A 24,625-nucleotide genomic window follows, 5' to 3' on the forward strand; every position below is an offset into this window, starting at 1 on the left:
TGTAATTAGGTAACTAAAGCAATTGCGTAAATACCGGCACACAACCGAGTGTCCACGTATCCAGGCAGTGGCTGAAACATCAGGAGGGTCGCCGTGGGGCAAGCAGAGCGTATCCAGGAAGATGCCGTCGTGGCCGGTCAGGCAACGGCAAAGTACCGTGCGCGGGGGGTGCCCAGCGATTGGTACGTGGATCCCGCCGATCCTGATGCTGCGGAGCGGTACAACAGGAATTCCACCAGCGTCCTCGAAGACCAGGCTACGGCGTTCCTTGCAGCGCATGAAGCCCTCCTGGACGGCGGCGCGGAGCCGGAAGACGACCTCGATCCGCCCATGGAAATTGCTGCCGCCGGGACGGCCCAGCCGGTCTGGATCGGGCTGCCGCTCCAACAGGACTTCGACGACGAAGGCGAACTGGGCTGGCAGACGGACGCTCTGTGCGCACAGACGGATCCGGAAGCCTTCTTCCCCGAAAAGGGCGGCTCCACCCGCGATGCCAAGAAGGTTTGCGGCGCCTGCAACGTGAGGTCCCAGTGCCTTGAGTACGCGTTGGCCAATGACGAACGGTTCGGTATCTGGGGAGGCCTTTCCGAGCGTGAGCGCCGGCGGCTAAGGAAGCGAGCAATCTAATTCTTCAGGATGTCCATGTCACTGCCGTTGTGGTTGCCCACAACGGCAGTGCCTATCTGCCCAGAACCCTTTCAGCCCTGGCGGCCCAAACCCGCCCGGCTGACCGTGCCGTTGGCGTCGACGCCGGCTCCGGCGACGATTCCTGCAGCCTCCTCAGGGAGGCCCTGGGCGACGCCGCCGTTGTCAGCCAACCCCGGGGCAAAGGCGGCATGGGTGCCGCCGTCTCCGCCGCGCTTTCAGCGCTGGTGCCCTTCGACGGAAACGCTGACGGTGGCCGCACGGAGTGGATCTGGCTGCTGCACGACGACGCCGCGCCCGCGCCCGAAGCCCTCGCGGAACTTCTGGGCGCGGTGGAGCGCGCACCCTCGGTGACTGTTGCCGGCTGCAAGCAACTGGACTGGCATTCCCCGCGGAAACTCATGGACGTGGGCCTTTCCACCAGCAGGTGGGCCGAGCGGCTTACCCTCATCGACGCCGATGAGATGGACCAGGGCCAGTACGACGGACGCACCGACACCTTCGCCGTGAATTCCGCCGGCATGCTGGTCCGCCGCGACGTCTGGGAACACCTGGGCGGTTTCGATCCCGCCCTCCCGGGCAGCGGCGACGACGTCGACTTCTGCTGGCGGAACCGCCTGGCAGGACACCGCGTGGTGGTGGTGCCTGCCGCAAGAATGTTCCATGTGGCGCACCGGCCGCACGCCCTGGGCAACCCGTCCGCAGCCCGCAAGGCGCAGGTCCACCTGCGCCTGAAGCACAGTCCGCTGTGGATGGTTCCCATCCATGGCCTCGGCGCATTGCTCGGCAGCCTCTTTAAGCTGGTCCTGAGCATCGTGGTCAAAGACCCCGGCCACGGCATCTCCCAGCTTCTTGCCACGTCCGCCGCCCTGGGCCGGCCCAGGGCCGTGGCCAAGGCCCGGCGGGCAGCCAAACGTACGCGGCGCATCCGCCGCTCCGTCATCCGCAAACTCCAGACTCCGCGCCGTGAGGTGTGGAGCCACCGCCGGTCCTTGATGGAGGCGCTGGGATCCGACGGGTCGGGCGCCGACCACCTCGTGCAGGATCCGCTCGCGCACCAGCCCACCGGCGACGCCGCGGACGACTTCGCCGCCCTCGCCACCAGCAAGCGCGGCTGGGTGGGCAACGGTGCCCTGGCCGCCGTCATCATCGCATCAGTGGCCTCGCTGCTGGCGCTGGCAGGACTGTTCCGGGCCCAGGCTGTCACCGGCGGCGCCCTGATCCCCGTGTCTGCGGGGCTGGGGGACATCTGGCACAACGCCAACAGCTGGTGGATCAGCCTGGGTGCGGGCCTTCCCGGCCGCGGCGATCCCTTCGACTATGTCCTGTGGGTCATCGGCCTCGCCGGCGGAGGCGATGCCAACGCCGCCATGGCCTGGCTGCTTCTGCTCGGTGCCCCGCTGTCCGGACTCACCGCGTGGTTCGCCGCGGGCGGGGTGACCGAACGGCGCCGGCTTCGTTTCGCGGCCGCGATCTTCTGGGCTGCCGCACCGGCGCTCCAGGCCGCGCTGAACCAGGGCCGGGCAGGGGCGTTGATCGCGCACATCATGCTGCCGCTGGTGGTCCTGGGCCTGCTGCGCGCCACGGGATCGGCCGTTGGACACGGACGGTTCAGCGCCACCGCGGCGTCCATCTATCCGGCCGGCGAGCAACTCCCGGCCAAGGCGGGCATCAACGGAGTGCCGTCGTGGACAGCGGCCGCAGCTGCCGGCCTGGCGCTGGCGGTCACCACCGCGTCGGCCCCCTCCCTACTCATCCCCGCCGCCGTGGTCATTGTGCTGTGCGGCCTCCTGCTGGGACGGCGCGGACGGACAGTGTGGTGGGCGCTGCTGCCCAGCGCAGCCCTGTTTGTCCCCTTTGCACTGTCCACACTCGACAGGCCGCGTGCACTCCTGGCCGATCCGGGACTCCCACTGGGATTCGACGCCGCTCCGCTGTGGCAGCAGATCCTGGGCCAGCCCCTGTCATTCGACCCCGCCGGCGGCCTCCAGGGACTGGCGGTCTTCACGGGCGGGACCGTGCCCTGGGCCCTGCTGCTGGCCGTGCTCATTGCAGGGCCGGTGGTGATCCTTGCCATTGTGGGACTCTTCAGCGCCGGACGCCGCGCCCGGACAGCCAGATGGTTCTGGACCGGCTCCATCGTCGCCCTGGCCGGTGGATGGCTGGCAGTCCACGTTGCCACCGGGCTGAGCGCTGATGTCATGGTGACGCCATTCCCCGGACCAGCAGTGTCCGCCGCATCCTTTGCCCTCCTGGCAGCCGCCCTCCTCGGTGCCGAACAACTGCTGTCCGCGGCCGACCGGGCCTCCGGCGAAGGCGCGAAGACCGCGACGGCAGCCCGCACCGTCCTGGCGCTCGGCCTGGTGGTACTGCTGGCCGGGCCGCTGGCAGGCATGGCCGCCTGGTCCGCGCAGAACCTGCTGCGTCCGGCCACCACTGCCGCACCCGCAGCCCAGGCAGGCCCACCCGCTCCATCCGCGGCGGCGTCCCGGGACGGGGGAGCGCTGGGTGCTGCGCGACTGGTGGAGGCCGCGACCGGACGCTCCCTTCCCGCCACCGCCATCGACCGCGGAACCGGTCCGGAACAGACGCGCACCCTCCTGCTCAGCACCGGAGACGACGGCACCTTCAGCGCATCGCTGATGCGCGGGTCCGGCACCACGCTGGACAGCCTCTCCGCCATCGCCTCAGCCCGAAACATCATCGGTGCCCCCGGTGCTGAAAAAGTGCGCGACGACGACGATGTCACCGCAGCCGTCCGACGCGTTGTCGCCACCATGGTTGCGGGGCAGGGCGTGGATCCCCGTTCCGACCTCGAACAGCTCGGCGTTGGCTTCGTGGTGCTCCGCTCCGCGGATACCGCAGCCCAGTTGACCGCAAGCCGGATGGACGCAGTCCCCGGCCTGGTGGCCGTGGGGCAGACCGACGTCGGCTGGCTGTGGCGGATCAGCCCGCTGAACCAGCGGAACCTCCAGGCTGCCGACGTGGCCCACCGTGTCCGTATTGTTGACGCCGGCGGTTCGGCCACAGCGCTGGTCGCTTCCGGCACCGACGACGTCGATGCAGCTGTCCCCGCGGGGCCCGAAGGCCGCCTGGCAGTGCTTGCCGAGCGGGCGGATCCCGGGTGGAGCGCCTGGCTCGACGGGCGCAAGCTGACCTCCACCACCTCCGGCTGGGCGCAGGCCTTCACCCTTCCCGCAACCGCCGGCCAGTTGACGGTCCGCTACGAGAACCCGTGGTCGTTCTGGGCTGCTGCCGGCCAAATCGTGGTGATAGGGCTCACCGTCATCCTCGCAATCCCCATGCCCGCCCGGCGGCCGCGGACCGGCCTCTCACGGGACGAGGGCTCCCTGCGTAAGGAACACCAACATGCATGAGCACACCCCACCGGCTGCCAAGGCGGGGGCAGGCGCCGGCGCACCGGATGCTGCCGAACCGTCGCTGCCCGCTGAACAGCCGGCACCGGCAGGGAAACCCGCTTCCGCCGTTGAGCCTGCCGTAGCGGAAACCGGAGCCGGGCAGGGCCGGAAACCGTCCGGCCGCGGCTCCACGCGCATGCCGGGCGGGAAGGGCCGTGCCGCTTCCGTCGCCGGAGTGGCGGCAGGCGTCCTGATTCTTGCCGGCGGCGGAGCTGTAGTGGCCGCCGGATCGCTGATGCCCGAGCCCGCCTCCAGCCGGACGGTACCGGCGGCCGAAGCCGCTGTTCCCGCGGGGGCCAGCCTCGGCGTGTGTCCGGGCCCTGCACGGCTGCTGGAGGGCACCGAGGCCGGCACCGATGCCCAGTTCCGGCCCGAGTCGGCCACTGCGGCAACCCGGGTGAGTGCGGCAGTGCTCAGCGCCGGAGGTGTGCTGCCGGGGAGCCGGCTGGCGCACCTGGATGGGACAGCCGCCGTCGACATCGCCAAGGACCCGGGTCCGGCGCCCACCCCCGGAGCCCCCCAGGAGCTCCGTGCCGCAGTGGTGGCGGACCGCACCGTGGACCAGGTGAACGTCCTGAGCGCCAACGCCGTGGCAAACCAGAATGCGTCCGCCGCCGGCGCCATGAAATACACGGCCACCGACGGCGACCTGCAGGGCAGTGCTGCGGCTACCTGCGTGCAACCCTCGAACGACCAATGGCTGGCGGGTGCCAGCACCACGGTTGGCCGCACCTCCATCCTGGCGCTGACCAATGCCTCCAGCACACCAGCCACGGTGAGCCTTGAACTGTTCGGTTCGGGCGGCCAAATCCAGGCGCCCGGCAGCCGGGGCCTGCTGGTGGCACCCGGCACCACACGCAGCGTAGTCCTCGCCGGCCTCGCACCCAACGAGTCCCAGCTCAGCGTGCACGTCCGCAGCGCCGGTGGACCGGTTGCAGCCTCCATCCAGCAAAGCTTCCTGCGCGGCCTTACCCCGGGCGGGGTGGACTACATCAGCCCCGGGACTGCCCCCGCGGTCCGCCAGGTGATGACAGGAGTGGACATCCAGGACCCCGCCGGACTCGCTGCCCTGACGGCACAGCCCGGCTACCGTGACGCCGGGCCGGCCCTCGAACTGACCGTTCCCGGCGCCTCCGATGCTGTGGTGGAAATCAAGCTGTACGGACGGGACGGCCAGCACGCGCTTCCCTCCGGCGGGGTCATCACCGCAAAAGCCGGTTCAACCACCGAGGTGTCGCTGGCCGGGGTTCCCGCCGGGCAGTACACGGTAGCCGCCTCATCCGACGTCTCCTTCCTCGCCGGCGCACGGATGAGCCGCGGGCTCCAGGCGGGACAAGCCTCGGATGTGGCGTGGGCGGCATCGGCAGTGCGGCTCGGCAGCCAGCACGTGGTTCCCGTCCCCAAGGGCGGCCAGCGCCAGCTGGTGTTCGGGGTCCTGGATACCAGGGCCACCATTACCTATGCCCCCATCACGGCTGACGGAAAGGTGCGTGCCGCGGCCTCGGCAGACATAGCGGGCGGCACCACGGCCTCCATCAGCATTCCTGCCCAGGCCGAGGGCGCGGACGTCGTTGGCTATGTGGTCTCCGCCTCCGGTGACGCCGCCTATGGGGCGGTGCTCGTGGGGCAGGATGGCCGCAACGATGTTTCCTCCCTGGCCTTCCTGGCTGCTGCTGCCGGCCAGGAAACGGTGCCGGTCACACTGGGTTACTAAGGCGGCCCCGGCTCCTAAGGCCGGGGCAGAGGTCCGGCTACTAAGGCCGGGGCAGAGGTCCGGGTTCTGCGTGTGGCCGGTTCAGTAGCGGCGGCGGTACACGGGATCCAGGGTCTCCGGTGCCACGCCAAGCATTTCCGCCGTGTGTTCCACCACCACGTCGTGGACCAGGTCCTGGAGCTCTTCGACGCTGGAGCACGCCTGTTCCACCACGCGCCGGTACACCGTAATCATGGGTCCGTCCTCGCCTGCGGCGGGGGTGTAGGAGCCCATGGGTGGCGTGGAGGCATTCGCCGCCAGCTGCTCGAGGTCCGGCGGGATTTCATCCACGCCAAACCGTACGCCGTCCAGGGTCTTGCCCCAGATGTCGTGCAGCCGCTGGGCTGAGTCCAGCACCATGTCGTCGAAGCGGTCGGCGCGCGTGCGGTATCCGGGATGGGTGGGCAGCATCACCTCGCCGCGGAGGCCGCGGCCGTGCCGGTTCCGGCGCCGCCTGGAGAAGCTCCTGCCGGCGGTTTCCACGCCCGATGCCGCGGGGGCATCCGGGTCAGCCAACCGGACCGAAAAACCTGATTCATGGTTCGATGACTGCATACATCGACTGTAAACCCGGGGGAGCATTTACGCGATACATCCCCTCTGCTCCGGGGGCGCGTCGGGCCCTGCCCGCAATGCACGGGTTTTGGGTGCCGAAGGGGTAGTCTGTGATGTCGTGGGAGCTATCCGTCAATGTTCAAGGTCTGCCTGCCGCCAGTCGGCGGTAGCCACCCTGACGTACGTGTACGCGGACTCCACCGCCGTCCTGGGTCCGCTCGCCACCTATGCCGAACCGCACTGCTACGACCTCTGCGAGCAGCACGCTGATTCTTTGACGGTGCCCCGCGGCTGGGAGGTGCTGCGCCTTGCCATGCCGTCCACCCCGCAGCAGCCTGGACCCGATGACCTGCTGGCGCTGGCCAACGCTGTTCGCGACGCCGCAGCCCTCCCTCCGGAGTCCCAGGCGCCTGCCCAGCGGGCACACCATTCCGCCCTGGAAGCTCCGGCCGGCACCGAAGGCGCACGTCGGGGGCACCTGCGGGTCCTCCGGGAACCTTCCTGAGCCCCATCTGGCGGTAGGCTGGAAGCTGCACATCTTTTCCGCTACCGGCGCGAGCGCGCCCGCCAGGGAGCATGAACAAATGCCAAAGATCAGTCCCGAGCTGTTGTCCGTCCTGCGTTGCCCCGTGACCGGCTCGCCCCTGGTCCAGGAGGGGGAGGAGCTGGTGGCCACCGCCGCCGGGGATACGGGCGTCAGGAACCGGTACGCCATCGAGGACGGGATCCCTTTGCTGCTGCCTCCGGAGCTGCTGGCTGCAGCAGCCTCGGCAGGTTCCGACCAGCACGATCCCGCTGCGGCAGGGCACTAGTTCACCTGCCTCCGCACGCACAGAAACAGCAGCACGGGGACTGGACCAGGACCCGGACCAAGCAAAGGACCACCCATGACTTTTGACTACAAAGTTGCCGACATCTCCCTGGCGGAAGCCGGGCGGCACCAGATCCGCCTGGCCGAGCACGAAATGCCCGGCCTGATGTCCCTCCGCGAGGAGTTCGGCCCCACCCAGCCGCTCAAGGGCGCCCGCATTGCCGGTTCCCTGCACATGACGGTGCAGACCGCCGTGCTGATCGAAACCCTCACGGCACTGGGCGCCGAGGTCCGCTGGGCCTCCTGCAACATCTTCTCCACCCAGGACGAAGCCGCCGCGGCTGTGGTGGTAGGCAAGGGCACCGTTGAGGATCCGCAGGGCGTGCCGGTGTTCGCCTGGAAGGGCGAAACCCTTGAGGAATACTGGTGGACGGCCGAGCAGATCCTCACCTGGCCCGGAGCTGAGACCAACCCCGAGCTCGGTCCCAACATGATCCTGGACGACGGCGGCGACGCCACCATGCTGGTGCACAAGGGTGTCGAGTTCGAAGCCGTTGGCAACGTTCCCTCCGCGGATCCCGAGGATTCGGAGGAATACGGCATCTTCCTCGACGTGCTGCGCCGTTCCCTGGCCGCGGACGCGAAGAAGTGGACCCGGACCGCTGCCACGATCAGGGGCGTCAGCGAGGAAACCACCACCGGCGTCCACCGCCTTTACCAGCTGGCTGACCAGGGCAAGCTGCTCTTCCCCGCCATCAACGTCAACGACTCCGTGACCAAGAGCAAGTTCGACAACAAGTACGGCATCCGCCACTCCCTGCCCGACGGCATCAACCGGGCCACGGATGTGCTCATGGGCGGCAAGGTAGCCGTCGTATGCGGCTATGGCGACGTGGGCAAGGGCGCCGCCGAGGCCCTCCGCGGCCAGGGTTCGCGCGTGATCGTCACCGAGATCGACCCCATCTGCGCGCTGCAGGCAGCCATGGACGGCTACCAGGTGGCCAAGCTGGAATCCGTCCTGGCGCAGGGCGACATCTTCATCACCACCACGGGCAACAAGGACGTCATCCTGGCCGAGCACATGGCCGGCATGAAGAACAAGGCCATCGTGGGCAACATCGGCCACTTCGACAACGAAATCGACATTGCCGGGCTGGGCCGCATCCCGGGCGTCAAAAAGGTCGAAATCAAGCCGCAGGTCCACGAGTGGGTCTTCGACGAAGGCAGTGCCACCGAACGGTCCATCATTGTCCTGTCCGAAGGCCGCCTGCTCAACCTCGGCAACGCCACGGGCCACCCGTCCTTCGTCATGAGCAACTCCTTCGCCAACCAGACCATTGCCCAGATCGAGCTGTGGACCAAACGGGACCAGCACGAGTATGAGAACAAGGTCTACGTCCTGCCCAAGGTCCTGGATGAAAAGGTGGCGCGGCTGCACCTGGACGCCCTGGGCGTGGAGCTCACCGAGCTGAGCAAGGACCAGGCGGAGTACCTGGACATCGATGTGGCCGGCCCTTACAAGCCGGAGCACTATCGTTACTGAGACGTAAGGGCCCGGGCGCGTTCAAGCGCCCGGGCCGTTATTTTCTGCACGTAGGATCGAAAACATGGAGCCTGATGTAAAGCCCCGCCGCAGGGGGAGCGCCAAGAAAGTCCTTGCCGTGGCCGCCGTGTGTGTCCTGGCTGCCGTTGGCGGGGTTTTCGCAGCCGTCGCTCCAGGCCTTGCGGGCGGACCCCTGGAATCCGAGGCAGGCTCCGCACTGCGGACATCGCCGGGCATTGCATCGCCCGTTGTGCCGCCGGTCAAGCTTGACGCGGCCCCGGCCAACGGTGCCAAGCAGGTCAATCCCGCCGCCCCAGTGTCGCTGAAGGTAGGCAACGGGATCATCCAGCGCGTCACCCTCGCCAGCACCGGCGGGAAGACCATTGACGGCAGCATTGACGCCAGTGGGACGTCGTGGTCCGCCACGGCTCCCTTGGAGTTCAACACCGAGTACAGCTACACGTACGTGGTCAAGGACTCTGCAGGGCGCGAAACCAGCACCACCCAGTCCTTCAATACCGTCTCCAGCTCGCATGAGGCGGACGCCGCCATCTATCCGCTGAACGGCATGAAGGTTGGCGTCGGCCAGCCCCTGCAGATCATCTTCAGTGAGCCCGTGACCAACCGTGCCGCCGTCGAAAAGGCCATCAAGGTCACCACCACGGCAGGACAGGCCGGGGCATTCCACTGGTACAGCGACACCATGGTCCGGTACCGGCCCGAAAACTTCTGGGCGGCGAACTCCACCATCACCATGGACATGCAGCTCTTCGGCGTCGACCTTGGAAACGGGCAGATCGGGAACTTCAATAAGAAGGTGAACGTCAACATTGGGGACAAGAAGGTGGCCATCGCGGACGCCACAGCCCACACGTTCACGCTGAGCGTCAACGACCAGCCCGTCAAGACGCTCCCCGTCAGCATGGGGGACAAGCGCTTCCCGTCCGCCAAGGGATACGCGGTGCTGATGGAGAAGAACCGGTTCGACCACTTCAGGGCTGCCAGCATCGGCCTGAAACCGGATGACCCCGCCTACTACGGTGAGGCCGACGTCGAATACACCATCCGCCTCACGCTGAGCGGCGCCTACATCCACCAGGCACTCGAGTCTGCCTATCCGTATATCGGGAACACCAATGTGTCCCACGGCTGCATCGGGTTCCTTCCGGACGGGGCAGCCTGGGTGTTCGACAACATGGGAACCGGCGACGTCGTCCAGATCATCAACACAGAGGGTGACTACGCGGCGAACACCGACGGGTATGGCGACTGGAACATTCCCTGGAGCGAGTACGACAACTAAGTCACTCGGCGAAGGGCAGGCGCTGCAGCCGCTGGCCGGTCTCCGTGTTCCGCCGGCGTGACTGCGTCAACCTGGTGTACTCCCTGTTCCGGCGTTCAGCGACGACGGCGGCCAGGTAGTCATCGGGACCGGTCCCGGCCGGCGGGGCGGGTGCCACATGGGCCGACAGTTCCTCGGCGATCGCCTGGGCCATGCCTGTCCTGGAAAGCGGAGCCATCCGCCCGGCCTGGCGGATAAACTGGGCGGCCCTGCGCGCCGTGGCGTCGGGGATGCGCCCAATGTCCGCCGCGGCAGCCCAGGACTGCAGGTACGGCGGCACGAAAACCCGGACGGCCGCGTCCGCTGGAACCCGGCTGCGCACAGCGTACGTGCCGGCGAGCAGGTCGCCGAGCCGCCGGGATTTGTCGTTGAAGAGCGCCACGGCGAGGGCAAGGCCGCCAAACGTCAGGTAAATCTCAAGGAATCCGGTCAGCCCGCGGATCACGGCGTGCCGGAACCGGATGGCGCCCCCGTCCTCCCGCACCACCCGCAGGCCGGTGGCCAGTTTGCCGAGCGACCGGCCCCGGCTGAGTGTTTCCACCCCCACCGGCACCACCACCAGGCAAAACACGACGGCGGCCAGGCCTAGGGCGCGCGCGGCAGCATCGTCCAGGTCAGCGCCGGCGGCGGACAGGCCAATCATGATCAGCACGAGCAGGACCACATGGACGACGACGTCGATGACCAGGCCAAGGGCCCGGGCCGCGAAGCTCGCTGGCCGCAGCTCGAGTACTACTGCCTCGCCGGTGATTATCTGGCTCACACTGCGTCCCCGCCCTTCGCAGCTGCTGGTATGGACCGTCCGATGGTGCGGACGGTCAAAGTCTAATGCCGGGCGCTAGGCTGTAGCCGTGGACATGGATGCCTTCGCCGCCGTCAACGCGGACAAATGGGCGCGGCTGCAGGAGCTCGCGGGAAAAGGCCGGCTCACCGGCGCCGAGTCTGACGAGCTGCTGGCGCTGTACCAGTCGACGTCCGGCCACCTGTCGCTGGTCCGTTCCGTGGCCCCGGAAAGCGGGCTGTCGGCATCCCTCTCAGCCACGCTGGCCCAGGCCAGGACCCGTTTTACCGGGGCACGGTCCAATGCCATGGCTGACCTTGCCAGGTTCTTCGTGGTGGCACTGCCGGCTGCGCTGTACCGACTGACCTGGCTGACGCTGGCGTGTGGAGCAGCCTTCGTCCTCATCGCCGCGGCGTATGCGGCATGGATCGGGACGTCACCGGAGGCACTCAGGGCCGTAGCCTCGGAGACCGCCGCCGCCCACTATGTGGAGCAGGACTTCATCAACTACTACTCGGAGAACCCTGCAGCGTCCTTCGCCGGAGCCGTATGGACCAACAACGCGTGGATCAGTGCGCAGGCCGTGGCCCTGGGGATTACCGGAGTCTGGGTGCCGATGATCCTGTTCGGCAATGCCCAGGGAGTGGGCATTGCCGCCGGAATCTTCGCGTCCGCCGGGAAATCGGATGTTTTCTTCAGCTACATCCTGCCGCATGGGCTGATGGAGCTGACCGCCGTCTTTGTGGCCTCGGCCGCGGGCCTGCGGATTTTCTGGGCCATGGTCTCGCCCGGGCCGCGGACCAGGGGGCGGGCGGTCGCGGAAGAAGGCCGGTCGTTGGTCACGGTGGCCCTGGGGCTGGTCCTCGTACTGTTCGTCTCGGGGCTGGTGGAAGGCTTTGTCACGCCCAGCCCGCTGCCTGCCTGGGCCAGGATCGGCATCGGCGCGGCAGTCCTCGCCGCGTACTGGATCTACGTCCTGGTGTGGGGCAGGCGCGCATTCCTCGCCGGGGAACGCGGGGACCTCCGCCGGGAAGACGCGGGCTACACGGAAATCGCTGCCTGAATCGTTGTAATCCTGCCGGGGTGGTTCCTCGCCCAGCGGAAGTCCCTGACGGTAGGCTCGACAGCAGAATCAATCGCACCGGCGGCATGGGGCCGGTGCGGAACCCAACGGAAGTGACGCTGCTGTGAATGACGAAACACCGGTCCGCGCCAAAAGCGCTGCGCCGCAGCCGGAACCTTTGCTGGATACGTCCAGGGATTCCGACGAGCCCGCGTTCTCCTGGCTGACGCCCACTGATGGCGGCAAGTCCGACGGCGACAACACCGACGGCGACACGTCCGGCGGAGAGAAACCCGGCGGCGACAAGACTGACGGGGCAGAACCGCTCGGGGCCGGGCCTGCGCGGCAGGAGTCCACGGCAGAAGGCAACGCCGCCCAGCCCGAAAGCCGTGCCCACCGCAGGGCTGCGGAAGCCGCCGTCGAATCCTCCGCCACGGGGAATGCCGGTGCCGGCCCGTCTGCCGCCGGCAGGCCCGGCTCCGGCCCGTCAACCGCCACCGCCTCCACGGACGGGCATGCCGGCAGCAGTGCCTCGCCGGTTTTCAAGGAGCCCCTTCCCACCTCCGCCCTGCACGTCCGTCCCCCTGAGGAGGAAGTGGAGCGCCGCAACGCCCAGCGTGAAAGCGCCGCGAACGCCAAGCCTGTGGCGCCCCGCGTCATGCAGGTCCTGCTGGCCATCATTTACCCGTTCATCCTCCTGATCCTTGCCGTCCGGGCGGTGACCACCCCGCTCTTCCTCTGGGTGGAGTACAACCGTCCCGGTTTCCCGGGCGATGGCTACGGCTTCAGCACCGACGACAGGATGACCTACGGCTCCTACGCCGTGGACTACCTCCTCAACTGGTCCGGCCCCAGGTACCTGGGCGATCTGGTGCAGCGCGGCGGCGATAAACTCTTCAAGGACGGCGAAGTCAGCCACATGGCCGACGTCAAAACGGTCATCCTGTCCACCTTCGGCGCCGGTGCGCTGCTGCTCCTCCTGGCGCTGATCGCAATCCTGTACCTGCGCAGGCGCAGCACCGGCGGAGTCCGGCGGGGCCTCTTCGCCGGCTCCATCATCACGCTGGTCCTCATCCTGGGCCTGGGAGCACTGGCGGCACTGGGCTGGCAGCAGTTCTTCACCGAGTTCCACCGGATCTTCTTCGCTGACGGGTCCTGGACGTTCAGCCTGGACGACACCCTGATCAGGCTGTTCCCCAGCCAGTTCTGGATCGACGCGGGCATCGGCATCGGTGCCCTGGTGCTCCTGGCGTCCATCGTGACGCTGGTGCTCACGTGGCCCACCCGCCGCCGCCGCGGTGTTGCGCCGCAGGAAAAGCGCGTGGACGGGGAGCAGGAAAAGGTGGATCAGCCGTAGATCTTGGCGATCTCCGCCTGGAACTCCTTGACGACGGCGGCCCGCTTCAGTTTCAGTGACGGCGTCAGGTGCCCGGACTCCACGCTGAATTCGGCGTCCAGGAGCCTGAACGTCCGTACCGACTCGGCTTTGGACACCATCTGGTTGGCAAGGTCCACTGCCTCCTGAAGGGCGGCCAGGACCTGGGGGTCGCCGGCAGCTTCACTGAGGGGGAGCGGAGGCAGGCCACGCTCGGACCGCCAGTCGGCAACGCCTTCCGGGTCCAGCGTCAGCAGGGCCGAGACGAAGGGCTTGCCGTCGCCCACCACCACCGCATGGCCCACCAGCTGGTGGGCGCGGATCTTTTCCTCCAGCGGCCCCGGCGCCACGTTCTTGCCGCCTGCAGTGACCAGCAGGTCCTTCTTCCGGCCCGTGACGGTGAGGAAGCCGTCCTTGTCCAGGACGCCAAGGTCCCCGGTGCGGAAGAAGCCGTCCACGAACGCTTCGGCGTTCGCCGCCGGGTTGCCGTGGTAGCCCCTGAAGACGCCGATTCCTTTCACCAGGATTTCGCCGTCTTCAGCAACGCGAATGGTGGTGCCCGGAATGGGGATCCCCACAGTTCCCACCTTGGTGCGGGACGGGGTGTTGGCGGTGCAGGGCGCCGTGGTCTCGGTCAGCCCGTAACCCTCCAGGACGGGAATGCCCACGCCACGGAAAAAGTGTGCATCCTCGGACGCCAGCGGGCTGGCCCCCGAAACGGTGTATCCCACCTCTCCGCCCAGCGCCTGGCGCAGCCGCGGATAGACCAGGCGGTCATACACCGCATGCCGGGCCCGGACCAGCAGCCCGGGGCCCGGACCGTCGCCCCGGCTCTGCCGGTCCAGTTCCCGGGAGTACGCGATCGCGGCTGCTGCCGCGGCATCGAACAGTCTCCCCTTGCCTGCCACGGCGGCCTTGTGCGCCGCCGTTGCCCGGACCTTTTCGAAGATGCGCGGCACCACCAGCAGGAAGGTGGGCCGGAACGTGCCGAGGTCTTCCAGGAGCTGCGCCGCGCCCGGAGTGTGTCCCAGGGTTGCCCCTGCGGCCAGGCAGACCACCTGGACCGCCCGGGCCAGCACGTGGGCCAGCGGCAGGAACATCAAGGTGCGGGCCTGGTCCTTTTGCAGGATTTCGGGCAGGAACGCAACGATGTTTCTGGCCACCAGGGCGAAGTTCCCGTGCGTGATCTCGCAGCCCTTGGGCTTTCCCGTGGTGCCCGAGGTGTACACCAGCGAGGCGAGGTCGGCCAGCCCCGCGCGGCTGCGCTGCCGCTCCAGCTCGGCGTCGCTGACTCCGGTGCCTGCAGCGGCGAGGCTGGCAAGGTCCGGGGCCTCGCCGTCGTAATCCATCCGCACCACGTTGACCAGGCGGTCGCTGAGCTCGGCGGAACCTGCCACCACGCCGGTGACCAGCTGCACCGTGGCGCGGTCGCCGGCGAAGACGCGGCGGACTCCGGCGTCCTGGATGATCCACTGCACCTGGCTTGCGGAGGACGTCTCGTAGATGGGTACCGTGACGCCGCCGGCGAACCAGATGGCAAAGTCCACCAGCGTCCACTCATAGGAGGTGCGGGACATGACGGCCACGGTGTCGCCGGGCTCCAGGCCGCCGGCGATCAGGCCTTTGGCCAGGGCGCTGACGTCCTGCAGGAACTTCTGCGCGGTGACATCCACCCAGCCGTTGGCACCCTTCCGCCGGTACAGGGCGTGGGCCGGGTTGACGGCGTGCTGCTCCAGCAGCAGGTCCGTTACGTTGCTGTCGGCGTCAAGCTCAACCAGCAGTTCGGTACTCGCTTCTCTCACAGCAGGTCTCCGTTTCCGCTGCCACGCCGCGGCAGCGGCTCCATCAGGTCTCTGTTGCCATCCTGCCCTAGATCCAGGATGGCATCCACATCCGGACTTTCCAGTCGACGTACGGGATCACTTCGGCCGTCCAGATCGGGTAGAAGAAAGCCGACAGCAGCAATACCGCGGCAAGGAACAGGACCACCAGGTACAGTCCGGAGCGACGGCGCCACGGCGGATCCGAGGACCTTCCCAGCACCAGCCCCAGGCAGTACACCAGGGCCAGGACCAGGAACGGTTCAAAGGAGACCGCGTAGAAGTAGAACATGGTCCGCTCCGGATACATGAACCACGGCAGGTAGCCCGCAGCCACGCCGGCCAGCACGGCCCCGGCGCGCCAGTCCCGGCGTCCCGCCCACCAGAACAGCAGGACCACCAGCGCGATGGCCGCCGGCCACCAGATCAGCGGGTTCCCGACCGACAGGATGGCGGAGGTGCACTTCTCCACGTCACAGCCCGGGGTGCCCTGGGGCGGGGATTCATAGAAGAACGACGTGGGCCGCCCCATCACCAGCCAGCTCCAGGCGCTGGCCTGGTAGGGGTGCTCCGAACTCAGGCCCTGATGGAAGTTGTACGCCTCCAGGTGGTAGTGGACCAGGGACCTGACTGAGTCGGGGAGCCACCCCCATTCCGCCGACGGGTTGCTTTCCGCCCAATGGCGGAAGTAGGCGTTGTCCGACAGGAACCAGCCTGTCCAGGTCGCCGAGTAGACGATCCCTGCCACGGGGACCATGCCGATGAACGCCGGGATGCCGTCCCGGATGGCTCCGCCGCTGATCCAGCCCCGGATGCCCGCCACCCGCCGGGCGTTGAGGTCCCAGAGCAGGGTGAGGAGGCCAAAACCGGCCAGGAAGAACAGGCCCGACCATTTGGTGCCCACCGCCAGGCCCATGCAGACCCCGGCGGCAACCCGCCACCAGCGCACGCCCAGCCATGGGCCGGTCAGCAACGTGCCGGCCGGTGGCTGTCCGCCGTTCGCGGCAGCGGCGCGTGCCAGCCGTGCGGCCAGGCGGCGGCGCCCGTCGTCGCGGTCCATCAGCAGGGCGCCGAAGGCGGCAAGGATCCAGAACGTGAGGAAGATGTCCAGCAGCGATGTCCGGGACATCACCAGGTGGTGGCCGTCGACGGCGAGGAGCAGCCCCGCCGCGCCCGCCAGGGGAAGCGAGCGGAACAGTTTCAGGGCGATCAGGGAGACCAGCAGCACGGTGAGGGTGCCCGTAAGTGCTGCCGCGAAGCGCCAGCCAAAGGGGTTCTCCGGCCCGAACAGCCACATGCCCGCCGCAATCATCCATTTGCCGACCGGCGGATGGACCACATATTCCGGAGTGTTCAGCAGGACATCGGGGTTCCCGGCGTTGAAGGAATCATTGGCTTTGTCCGGCCAGCTGCGTTCGTAGCCGCTGATCAGGTAGGAGTAGGCATCCTTGACGTAGTACGTCTCGTCGAACACCAGCTTGTGCGGCACTTCGAGGCGGATGAACCGGAGGAGGCCGCCGGCCACCGCCGTGAGCACCGGGACCAGGATGTACCAGAGCCGCAGCGACGGCGGATAGTCGCGCCAGGATAGTCCGGTACCGATCAGCCTGGTCGTCAGCGCCTCGGCGGTGAACGCTTCGTCCGGCCGGCTGATCCAGGGCCGGACTGCTTTCCCGCCGGGTTCCCCTGCAGTGGCGCCGGTGCCGGCTGGGGATGCCGCCGGGCTGGGTTTCCCGGCCCCGGCGGGCCGCGTCGAGGTCTGCGTCACGAGCCCCATGCTACCTTTTGCGGCTGGAAGACCCGGCAGCAGTAGGCTTGGTGGGTGGACCCGAACCCCAGCCCCCTTCCCGAGCCCGCCCCTTCGACGGCGGGACGGATCGTCCTTGCCGCCACTCCGATCGGGAACACCGGCGATGCCTCCGCCCGGCTGGTGGAACTGCTGGGCACCGCGGACATCGTGGCGGCAGAGGACACCCGGCGGCTGCACCGCCTGGTCCAAAGCCTAGGTGTCGCCGTTGCGGGCCGCGTCATCAGCTACCACGAACACAATGAGGCCACCCGGACGGCCGAGCTCCTGGACCAGGTCCGTGCAGGCAGCACCCTTCTCATGGTTACGGACGCCGGGATGCCCGCGGTGTCCGACCCCGGTTTCCGCCTGGTGGAGGGGGCCATCGCCGCGGGACTTCCCGTGACCGCTGTCCCCGGGCCGTCCGCGGTCCTCACGGCGCTGGCATTGTCCGGCCTGCCCACTGACCGGTTCTGCTTTGAAGGATTCCTGCCCCGCAAGGCCGGTGAGAGGGCCTCGCGCCTCGCGGACCTTGCAGGGGAGCGGCGCACCATGGTGTTCTTCGAGGCACCGCACCGGCTTGAAGCCATGCTGCGGGCCCTGCGGGAGAGGTTCGGCCCGGACCGGCCCATCGCAGTGTGCCGGGAACTGACCAAGACGTATGAGGAAGTCATCCGCGGCACCGTGGGCGAGCTCCTGCAGTGGGCTGAGGACAACGAGGTCCGCGGCGAGATTGCCGTGGTGCTTGGCGGCGCCCCCGAACAGGCAGCCGGCACCCCGGAGGACCACGTTGCGGCCGTCAATGAACTGGTGGCCCAGGGCATCCGGCTGAAGGAGGCCGTAGCCGCCGTCGCCGAAGATGCCCGGGTCAGCAAGCGGGAGCTCTACTCGGCGGTCCTGGCCGCACGGTAGCGGGCAGCGAAGCCGTTCGTGACGCGCTGCGCCCGTGCTGTGCAGCTGCACAGCACGGCGGCGATTCCGCAGTGCGCAACGGCGTAGACCATGGGGGTGGCCCGCAGTAGTCTGGCAGTTAATCAGCCCCATGATCCCGGTCACTCCGGCCGCGGCGACGGGCTGCCACAACCCTACCGACGAGGGAGTCATCGTGACTGTCACTGCACAGCCGGCCGTTACCGCCGAGCGCGAAACCCGGCTTTTGGCCTCCGTTCCCACTGGGCTGCTCATCAACGGTGAGTGGCGCGACGCCGCGTCCGGCAAGACGTTCGACGTCGAGGATCCCGCCACCGGGAAGGTGCTGCTGAGCATTGCCGACGCCGGCCCCGAAGATGGTGCGGCGGCCCTGGACGCTGCCGCGGCAGCCCAGGAGTCCTGGGCGAAGGTACCGCCCCGCGAACGGGGGGAAATCCTCCGCCGGGCCTTCGACCTGGTGACGGAACGGGCTGAAGACTTCGCCCTCCTGATGACCCTGGAAATGGGAAAGCCGCTGGCCGAAGCCCGCGGCGAAGTGACGTACGGGGCGGAGTTCCTGCGCTGGTTCTCTGAGGAAGCAGTACGTGCCTTCGGGCGTTACTCGGTGTCTCCGGACGGCAAATCCCGCCTCCTGGTGGCCAAGAAGCCGGTAGGCCCCTGCCTGCTGATCACCCCGTGGAACTTCCCGCTGGCCATGGCCACCCGCAAGATCGCGCCCGCCGTCGCTGCCGGCTGCACCATGGTGCTGAAGTCCGCGAACCTCACGCCGCTGACGTCCCAGCTGTTCGCCGCCGTCATGCAGGAGGCCGGCCTGCCCGCCGGTGTCCTCAACGTCATCCCCACCTCCACGGCCGGGGCCACCACGGGACCGCTGATCAAGGATTCCCGCCTCCGCAAGCTGTCCTTCACCGGCTCCACCGAGGTGGGCCGCCGCCTGCTGGCCGACGCCTCCGAAAACGTGCTGCGCACTTCCATGGAGCTGGGCGGCAATGCCCCGTTCCTGGTCTTCGAGGACGCCGACCTGGATGCTGCCGTCACCGGCGCGATGGCCGCAAAGCTCCGCAACATGGGCGAGGCCTGCACCGCTGCCAACCGGTTCATCGTCCATGAGTCGGTGGCGGCCGAATTCGCCGAGAAGTTCGCCGCGAAGATGAAGGAAATGACCACCGCCCGGGGCACCGAACCCGAATCCAAGGTGGGCCCGCTGATCGACGGCAAGAGCCGGGACAAGGTGCACGAGCTGGTCTCCGACGCCCTGGCCTCCGGTGCCAAGGCAGTCCTGGGCGGCGCTCCCGTGGAGGGGCCGGGCTACTTCTACCAGCCCACCATCCTGTCCGGCGTTTCCGAGGGGACCCGGATCCTGTCCGAGGAAATCTTCGGCCCGGTTGCCCCGATCATCACCTTCAGCAGCGAGGACGAGGCCGTCCGGCTGGCCAACAACACCGAATACGGCCTGGTGGCGTACGTCTTCACCAAGGACATCAACCGCGGTATCCGGATGGGTGAGCGGCTGGAAACCGGCATGCTGGGCCTGAACGCCGGGGTCATCTCCAACGCTGCGGCACCTTTCGGTGGCGTGAAGCAGTCGGGCCTGGGCCGCGAAGGCGGCCTGGAAGGCATCGAGGAGTACCTCTACACGCAGTACATCGGCATCGCCGACCCCTACGCCGGCTAGCCCCGGCAGTCCGCAAGACCACACGTGCCGGCCGGGACTTCCCCGGCCGGTACCTGTGTGTTCAGCCCCCGCCTGCCCTGCCGCCGCCGTCGTCCGGCGCTGACCTGAAGCGTGCCCGGGCGTGCGGCACCCGGCGGATGGCACGGCCGGCAGCGCTGAACGGCATCCTGAGCAGCCGGCCCAGCCGCAGGGTGACCGACGGCGGGACCCACGAAGCAGCCCAACGCCTTGGCAGCGGGGCATTGGCGCGCAGTGACGCCTCCACGGCGGCAATGCCGGCTGCAAGGTCCTGGACTGCTGCATCGGCGGAACTGGCGGCGCCCGGACGTCCATACCTGTGGTGCTCAAAGGCTGAAGTGAGGGAGGCCACCGCCCCGTGGGCGTCCTGGTCCATACCGCCGGGCTCGCCCAGCAGGGTGCTGCGGAACCGGGCCGCGTAGGCCCGCGGCGTCTCGCTGTTCCCCGCGGGGAGCCCGTAGTCGGTGCCGAGGTCCCGGAGCTCGCTCCACGCCAGCGGGACGGCCAGGTCAGGGCGCTTCGGGTGCAGCCGCCGGGACCGGGCGCCGGCGCGCACCAGGTGCGGCGCGGCGGCCAGGAGTACCAGGCCCACCGCCCCGGCCGTCCCAAGGAGCCAAGGCATCAGGGGCACGCCGTCGCCGGAGCCGCTTCCGCCTGCGCCCGGGAGGGCCTGTGCCGTTGCGCTGGGGGACGGTGCTGGTACCGGGACGGTGTCGGGAATGAGTCCGTCGTTGTTGCCCAGCGATTCCGCCACTGATGGTGCTGAGGTCTCCGTGGCGTAGTCAGGGACCACTCCCCGCGAAGGGGTCGGTTCGAAGGGCACCCAGCCCAGGCCCTGGAAGTACAGTTCCGGCCACGCGTGGGCGTCGCGGGCATCGGCCTCGTACTCAGGGAGGGACCCCTGGCCGGCCACCGTTATGGTGGCCCCTGTCAGCCTGCCGGGGGCGTAACCCACGGCAATCCTGCTCGGAATGCCCTCCAGCCTGGCCATCACGGCCATCGCCGAGGCGTAGTGGATGCAGTAGCCGCTCTTCTGCTGCAGGAAATCTGCCAGGACGGAGAGCCCGTTGCCGTCGTAGCCGCCCTGCACCGGTGACTGCAGCGAGTAGGTGAACTCGGACGAGCGCAGGTACTTCTGGATGGCCATGGCTTTCTGGTACGGCGTCCCGGCGGATCCGGCCACAGTCTGTGCAGTGGTTTTGACGATGTCCGGCACATTGCCCGGAATGCTGGTGAAGACGTCGGGGATGCCGCGCGCCGGGGCCGAGGACTGGGCCAGCAGGGCTGCGGAGAGCTTGGGCACGGCAGAGGTCACCAGGTATTCCTGCCGCCGGGTGGTGGTGTCCGTGCCCTTGATGCTCAGCGTGGCCGGATCCCAGGTCCACTGGCCGCCCAGGCCACGGACGGTTTCAGGGGCATAGGGGACCGGCAGGTAGGGGCTGGTGAAGGAACCGGCGTCGACGGCGGTGACCAGGCGCACCTGCTCGTCGGTGAGGACTTGATAGCCGGGGTCGATCCGGCCGTCAAGGGGGACCCGGGATACGTTGCGGTCGTCGGGGCCCCAGGAGTCGCCGTCGAAATTGTCCACGGTCACCGAGCGCAGGTAGAGGGGCGTCGGTGAATTGGTGGCGTACGTGATCCTGCCGCTTCCGTCGGGCGTGCGCAGGCTGTTGCCCAGCGTGATCATCGGGTTGAGGCCGGTGGAAGCGCCCCACGGATTCAGCCTGGACCCCTGGGGGAAGGTGCCGCGGTCGAAGCCCGGAATGGCCAGTGGCAGCACCAGGGTGGCGGCCAGGGCCACGGCCCCGGTCAGCGCGGCGCGGCGCAGCAGTCCGGGACTGCGTGCCGGTCCGCCCTGCAGCCTGCCGTCCGGGGCGAACCACTGGCTGACGGCAAGGATCAGCAGGTATCCCGCCGCGGTGGCAAGGAAACTCCCCACTCCCACGCTTTGGGGTTTGATCATGGCCGGGACCACCAGCAGGGCCAGCAGGCCGGTGCCGGAGGCGGCCGGCATCCCCAGAGGCACCGCGAGGGCATCGACCAGAATGACCGCCAGGCCGAGCACGGCACAGACCACCATGACAATTCCGGCGTTGGGCGCCACGGGCGCTGTCTCCGCCAGCACGGTTTCGCTGGCGCGCTGGATCAGCCGGTCCAGCTCCGGCAGCGTGGCACCGGTGGGGACCACCCACAGGAAGCTGGAACCGCGGAAGAAGGTCATGGTCAGGACGCCGCCCAGCGCCACGAACCCTCCGGCGGTGACCAGCAGCGGCTGGGCGCGGACGGAACGGAGCGCGGCAAGCGTGAGGGCCACCGCCAGCACGGTGGTCATGGCGGGCCAGTACCAGTTCCAGCCGCGAAGGACACCGTTCAGGGACAGGGCCGCCCCGCAGACCGCCAAGGAGATTGCAGCCGCCATGGCCCAGGGATAGGCGCCCGCACCGGTGCGCCCCGCAGGAACCCGCCGATTGTCCCGGGCCTGGTCTCCGGAGCTCCTCGTCCGGGCCGGTGCGATGGTCATTTCGCCACCCCCGCTCCCCGGCGGACCTCCGCTGCGGGCGCGACGGGCAGGGCGGGGTCCTGGGCAAACTGGCCCCAGGCAGCAGCAAGCCGGGTCTTCGGCGCCGCGGCTACGGCCCGCCAGCCGCCCTGCCGCAGCACATCGAGGACATCCTGAAACTCCGCGGGCCGTTCCACGGCGAGGAGTGCGAACGCATCGGTCCCGTACGCGGCAGCCGGCGCCAGGGCTGCTGCCTCCTCCTTGGTAATCCGGCCCAACACTGCGATCAGCGGCCCCCGCATGCGGTGCGCGGACAGCTTGTCCATCAAGCGGTCATCAAATGCCGGCGGCCCCTGGTCGCTGCCCACGTGCGTCCGCGCCCCGGCAGCAGCCCGCCGCTCTATGTTCCTGCCGGGCAGCTCCGGGTGCGCTCCGTCCCGCCGCGGGTGGAGCGTGCCGGAGAGATGGATGGCCGCCAGGCTCTCGGCGATCGACTGCAGGCCGGATGCGCCGCTGTACTCCTCCGCCCCAGGCTCCGGAGAGGAGGGCGAGTGCAGGAATGCCGGGTCGCCGGCGGCATCCAGCAGCCGAAGGCTGTAATTGCGTTCAGCCAGGTGGGCGCCGGCGGACATGGCGGCAACCACGGACCACTCGAAGGTGTCGCTGGTGGCGGGCGCATGCCCATCGTGGCCGGGAAGCCCCGGCATGGATGTTCCAAGGCCGCCGGCGAACGCGCTGGAACGGTGGTCAAGGATGATGGTCGCTTCCGGCGTGGTGACCGATTCCTCCTGCCGGACCATCAGGGCCCCGTGCCTGGCCGTCGCCGCCCAATGGACCCTCCGCATTGGGTCCCCATGGCGGTATTCGCGGGTCATGACATCGTCGTCGCTGGGATTCGCGCGCACGCGGGTGGCGGTGACGCCGTCGTTGCCCCGCGCTCCGCCCAGTCCGGTGGCAGGCAGAGCGACGGCGGCCGGCGTCACGGTGAGGACGTCGCCGTCGTCAATGGGCCGCCGGTGCAGAGAGAGGCCGAAGGGGTCGGTGAACTCTGCCGTTACCGGCCCAATCCTGAACTGCCCGCGATACCTGGACGTCAGGTGGTATTCGTAACGGCTGGTGCCGCCGGTGGCGGAACGGGACGGGAACCGGAACGCGGGTGCCTGGCCAAACTGTCCCGGCAGCCGCTCCTCCATGACCACCCGCCCGCTGCCCGGGCCGGTCCTGGCCACCGCAAGGTTGACCGTGGCCGGTGCCGACGTTTCCACCGGGGAGGGGTTGAATTCCCGGTAGACCCGGAAGCGGGGTTTCACCAGGCGGACGCCTGCGAGGGAGACGAGCGGAAGCACCAGCAGCAGCAGGGCCAGCGTCAGGAGGTCGCGGCGGCCCATGACCTGGGCCGCAGCCAGCGTGAAGGCACCGGCCGCCAGCATGCCCCATCCGCGCCTGGTGAACAGGTGCTTCGGGAGCTTGTGCAGGAAGGCCATGGTGTGCGCCTAGCGGTTCCTGCTGCCGGCGGCCGCCGCTGCCCGGTTGGGCTGCCCCGGGGCCGCCTGGGGCACGGGCAGCCGGGACAGGATGCTGCGCAGGATGCTGTGCGGGGTCTCGCCTGCGCCGGCAGCTTTCCGGTCAAGGATGATCCGGTGCGCCAGGACGGCTTCGGCCACATCACCGACGTCGTCCGGAAGCACAAAATCGCGCCCGTCCAAGGCGGCGGTGGCCTTGGCGGCGCGCAGCAGCTGCAGCATGGACCGGGGGCTCGCGCCCAGCCGCAGCAGCGGGCTTTCCCTCGTGGCCCTCCCTATCGAGACCGTGTATTCCTTCACGGGATCCGAGACGTAGACCTGCTGGACGGTGGCGATCATGGCGGCAACATCGGAAGCTGTGACCACGGGGGTGACGGTGGCCAGCGGCGAGACTGCCTGGTGCGTCTCCAGCATCTCGATCTCTGCGTCCTTGTCCGGGTAGCCCATGGAAATCCGGGCCATGAACCTGTCCCGCTGCGCCTCCGGCAGCGGATATGTCCCTTCCATTTCGATGGGGTTCTGGGTGGCCACCACCATGAACGGCTCATCGAGTTTGTAGGACGTACCGTCCACCGTGACCTGGTGCTCCTCCATGCATTCCAGGAGGGCCGACTGGGTCTTGGCGGACGCGCGGTTGATTTCGTCGCCGATGACGATGTTGGCGAACACCGCGCCCGGCCGGAATTCGAAGAGCCTGGAGGCCTGGTTGTAGATGGACACCCCGGTCACGTCGGAAGGGAGGAGATCGGGGGTGAACTGGATGCGGTTGACGGTGCAGTCAATGGTCCGCGCGAGGGTTTTTGCCAGCAAGGTCTTTCCGACGCCGGGCACGTCCTCCACCAACAGGTGGCCCTGGGCGAGGAGGACGGTGAGCGCCAGCTTGGCGGCATCGGACTTGCCGTCGATGACGGTATTGACCGTGGTCAGGATGCGTTGCGCTGCTGCGTGGAAGGCACCGGAATCCATGGCTGCAGGCCGGTGGCCGTTCAGGTGGCTGACGGAATCGGCGACGCCGGCCAGGTTCAGGTTCGGTGCGCCTGCGTTGTTGGCAGTGCGTCGGTGGGGTTCCATCGGCAACCTTTCAGC

18 protein-coding genes are annotated in these 24,625 nt (G+C 68.5%); 11 read left to right on the forward strand and 7 right to left on the reverse strand.

Going from position 1 to position 24,625, the window contains the following annotated elements:
- Window positions 1–93 precede the first annotated feature (93 nt).
- From LDO22_RS21805 to LDO22_RS20230, 3 genes are read left to right on the forward strand one after another with little or no spacing between them, the layout of a single operon-like run.
- Window positions 94–627 (forward strand): WhiB family transcriptional regulator, encoded by a 534-nt coding sequence (locus tag LDO22_RS21805; RefSeq protein WP_159632517.1) that lies wholly within the window; start codon window positions 94–96, stop codon window positions 625–627.
- Window positions 627–4,022, forward strand: a complete 3,396-nt coding sequence (locus LDO22_RS20225; protein ID WP_263422205.1) for a glycosyltransferase — start codon at window positions 627–629, stop codon at window positions 4,020–4,022. The genes LDO22_RS21805 and LDO22_RS20225 overlap by 1 nt, the downstream gene beginning before the upstream one ends.
- Window positions 4,015–5,778, forward strand: a complete 1,764-nt coding sequence (locus tag LDO22_RS20230; RefSeq protein WP_159632515.1) for a DUF5719 family protein — start codon at window positions 4,015–4,017, stop codon at window positions 5,776–5,778. Before LDO22_RS20225 ends, LDO22_RS20230 begins: the two co-directional genes overlap by 8 nt.
- A gap of 81 nt (window positions 5,779–5,859) precedes the next feature.
- On the opposite strand, the gene LDO22_RS20235 is transcribed toward LDO22_RS20230, so the two are convergent.
- Window positions 5,860–6,372: a metallopeptidase family protein gene (locus LDO22_RS20235; RefSeq protein ID WP_159632514.1), complete on the reverse strand. Its 513-nt coding sequence runs from the start codon at window positions 6,370–6,372 to the stop codon at window positions 5,860–5,862.
- A 118-nt stretch (window positions 6,373–6,490) separates the two neighbouring features.
- Between LDO22_RS20235 and LDO22_RS20240 the strand changes: the two genes are divergently transcribed.
- The 4 genes from LDO22_RS20240 to LDO22_RS20255 all read left to right on the forward strand — a co-directional run bounded on the left by LDO22_RS20240 (window position 6,491) and on the right by LDO22_RS20255 (window position 10,029).
- A complete protein-coding gene (locus tag LDO22_RS20240) occupies window positions 6,491–6,877 on the forward strand; it encodes a DUF3499 domain-containing protein (protein WP_224025461.1) in 387 nt (128 codons plus the stop codon).
- A 79-nt stretch (window positions 6,878–6,956) separates the two neighbouring features.
- On the forward strand, window positions 6,957–7,184 hold the full coding sequence (locus tag LDO22_RS20245; RefSeq protein WP_159632512.1) for a hypothetical protein: 228 nt from the start codon (window positions 6,957–6,959) through the stop codon (window positions 7,182–7,184).
- Window positions 7,185–7,259: 75 nt separating this feature from the next.
- The gene (gene ahcY, locus LDO22_RS20250) at window positions 7,260–8,726 is read left to right on the forward strand and encodes an adenosylhomocysteinase (protein ID WP_224025462.1); all 1,467 of its coding nucleotides are present in this window, start codon (window positions 7,260–7,262) and stop codon (window positions 8,724–8,726) included.
- Between the two features lie 64 nt (window positions 8,727–8,790).
- A complete protein-coding gene (locus LDO22_RS20255; protein WP_224025463.1) occupies window positions 8,791–10,029 on the forward strand; it encodes an Ig-like domain-containing protein in 1,239 nt (412 codons plus the stop codon).
- A gap of 1 nt (window position 10,030) precedes the next feature.
- Here the strand turns inward: LDO22_RS20255 and LDO22_RS20260 are convergent, their stop codons facing one another.
- A complete protein-coding gene (locus LDO22_RS20260; protein ID WP_224025464.1) occupies window positions 10,031–10,831 on the reverse strand; it encodes an RDD family protein in 801 nt (266 codons plus the stop codon).
- An 88-nt stretch (window positions 10,832–10,919) separates the two neighbouring features.
- On the opposite strand from LDO22_RS20260, the gene LDO22_RS20265 reads away from it, so the two are divergent.
- Together LDO22_RS20265 and LDO22_RS20270 are read left to right on the forward strand one after the other, a co-directional pair.
- A complete protein-coding gene (locus LDO22_RS20265; protein WP_224025465.1) occupies window positions 10,920–11,912 on the forward strand; it encodes a stage II sporulation protein M in 993 nt (330 codons plus the stop codon).
- Between the two features lie 124 nt (window positions 11,913–12,036).
- A complete protein-coding gene (locus tag LDO22_RS20270) occupies window positions 12,037–13,269 on the forward strand; it encodes a TIGR01906 family membrane protein (RefSeq protein ID WP_224025466.1) in 1,233 nt (410 codons plus the stop codon).
- Here the strand turns inward: LDO22_RS20270 and LDO22_RS20275 are convergent.
- Together LDO22_RS20275 and LDO22_RS20280 are read right to left on the reverse strand one after the other, a co-directional pair.
- Window positions 13,260–15,089: an AMP-dependent synthetase/ligase gene (locus LDO22_RS20275; RefSeq protein ID WP_224025467.1), complete on the reverse strand. Its 1,830-nt coding sequence runs from the start codon at window positions 15,087–15,089 to the stop codon at window positions 13,260–13,262. The genes LDO22_RS20270 and LDO22_RS20275 overlap by 10 nt on opposite strands.
- A gap of 67 nt (window positions 15,090–15,156) precedes the next feature.
- Entirely contained in the window at window positions 15,157–16,884 is a 1,728-nt protein-coding gene (locus tag LDO22_RS20280; RefSeq protein WP_224025468.1) for a phospholipid carrier-dependent glycosyltransferase, read from the reverse strand.
- A gap of 45 nt (window positions 16,885–16,929) precedes the next feature.
- Here LDO22_RS20280 and rsmI point away from each other — a divergent pair, with 45 nt between their 5' ends.
- The gene (gene rsmI, locus LDO22_RS20285) at window positions 16,930–17,805 is read left to right on the forward strand and encodes a 16S rRNA (cytidine(1402)-2'-O)-methyltransferase (protein ID WP_159632505.1); all 876 of its coding nucleotides are present in this window, start codon (window positions 16,930–16,932) and stop codon (window positions 17,803–17,805) included.
- 193 nt (window positions 17,806–17,998) lie between these two features.
- Complete coding sequence (locus LDO22_RS20290; RefSeq protein ID WP_224025469.1) at window positions 17,999–19,498, forward strand: NAD-dependent succinate-semialdehyde dehydrogenase; 1,500 nt, start codon at window positions 17,999–18,001, stop codon at window positions 19,496–19,498.
- Between the two features lie 61 nt (window positions 19,499–19,559).
- Here the strand turns inward: LDO22_RS20290 and LDO22_RS20295 are convergent, their stop codons facing one another.
- The 3 genes from LDO22_RS20295 to LDO22_RS20305 are packed head-to-tail and all read right to left on the reverse strand — an operon-like array spanning window position 19,560 to window position 24,610.
- A complete protein-coding gene (locus LDO22_RS20295) occupies window positions 19,560–22,037 on the reverse strand; it encodes a DUF3488 and transglutaminase-like domain-containing protein (protein WP_224025470.1) in 2,478 nt (825 codons plus the stop codon).
- Complete coding sequence (locus LDO22_RS20300) at window positions 22,034–23,500, reverse strand: DUF58 domain-containing protein (RefSeq protein ID WP_224025471.1); 1,467 nt, start codon at window positions 23,498–23,500, stop codon at window positions 22,034–22,036. The genes LDO22_RS20295 and LDO22_RS20300 overlap by 4 nt, the downstream gene beginning before the upstream one ends.
- Window positions 23,501–23,509: 9 nt before the next feature.
- Window positions 23,510–24,610: a MoxR family ATPase gene (locus LDO22_RS20305; protein ID WP_159632501.1), complete on the reverse strand. Its 1,101-nt coding sequence runs from the start codon at window positions 24,608–24,610 to the stop codon at window positions 23,510–23,512.
- Between the last annotated feature and the right edge of the window lie 15 nt (window positions 24,611–24,625).

The sequence above is a fragment of the Arthrobacter sp. NicSoilC5 genome (assembly GCF_019977395.1).
Taxonomy (GTDB): domain Bacteria; phylum Actinomycetota; class Actinomycetes; order Actinomycetales; family Micrococcaceae; genus Arthrobacter.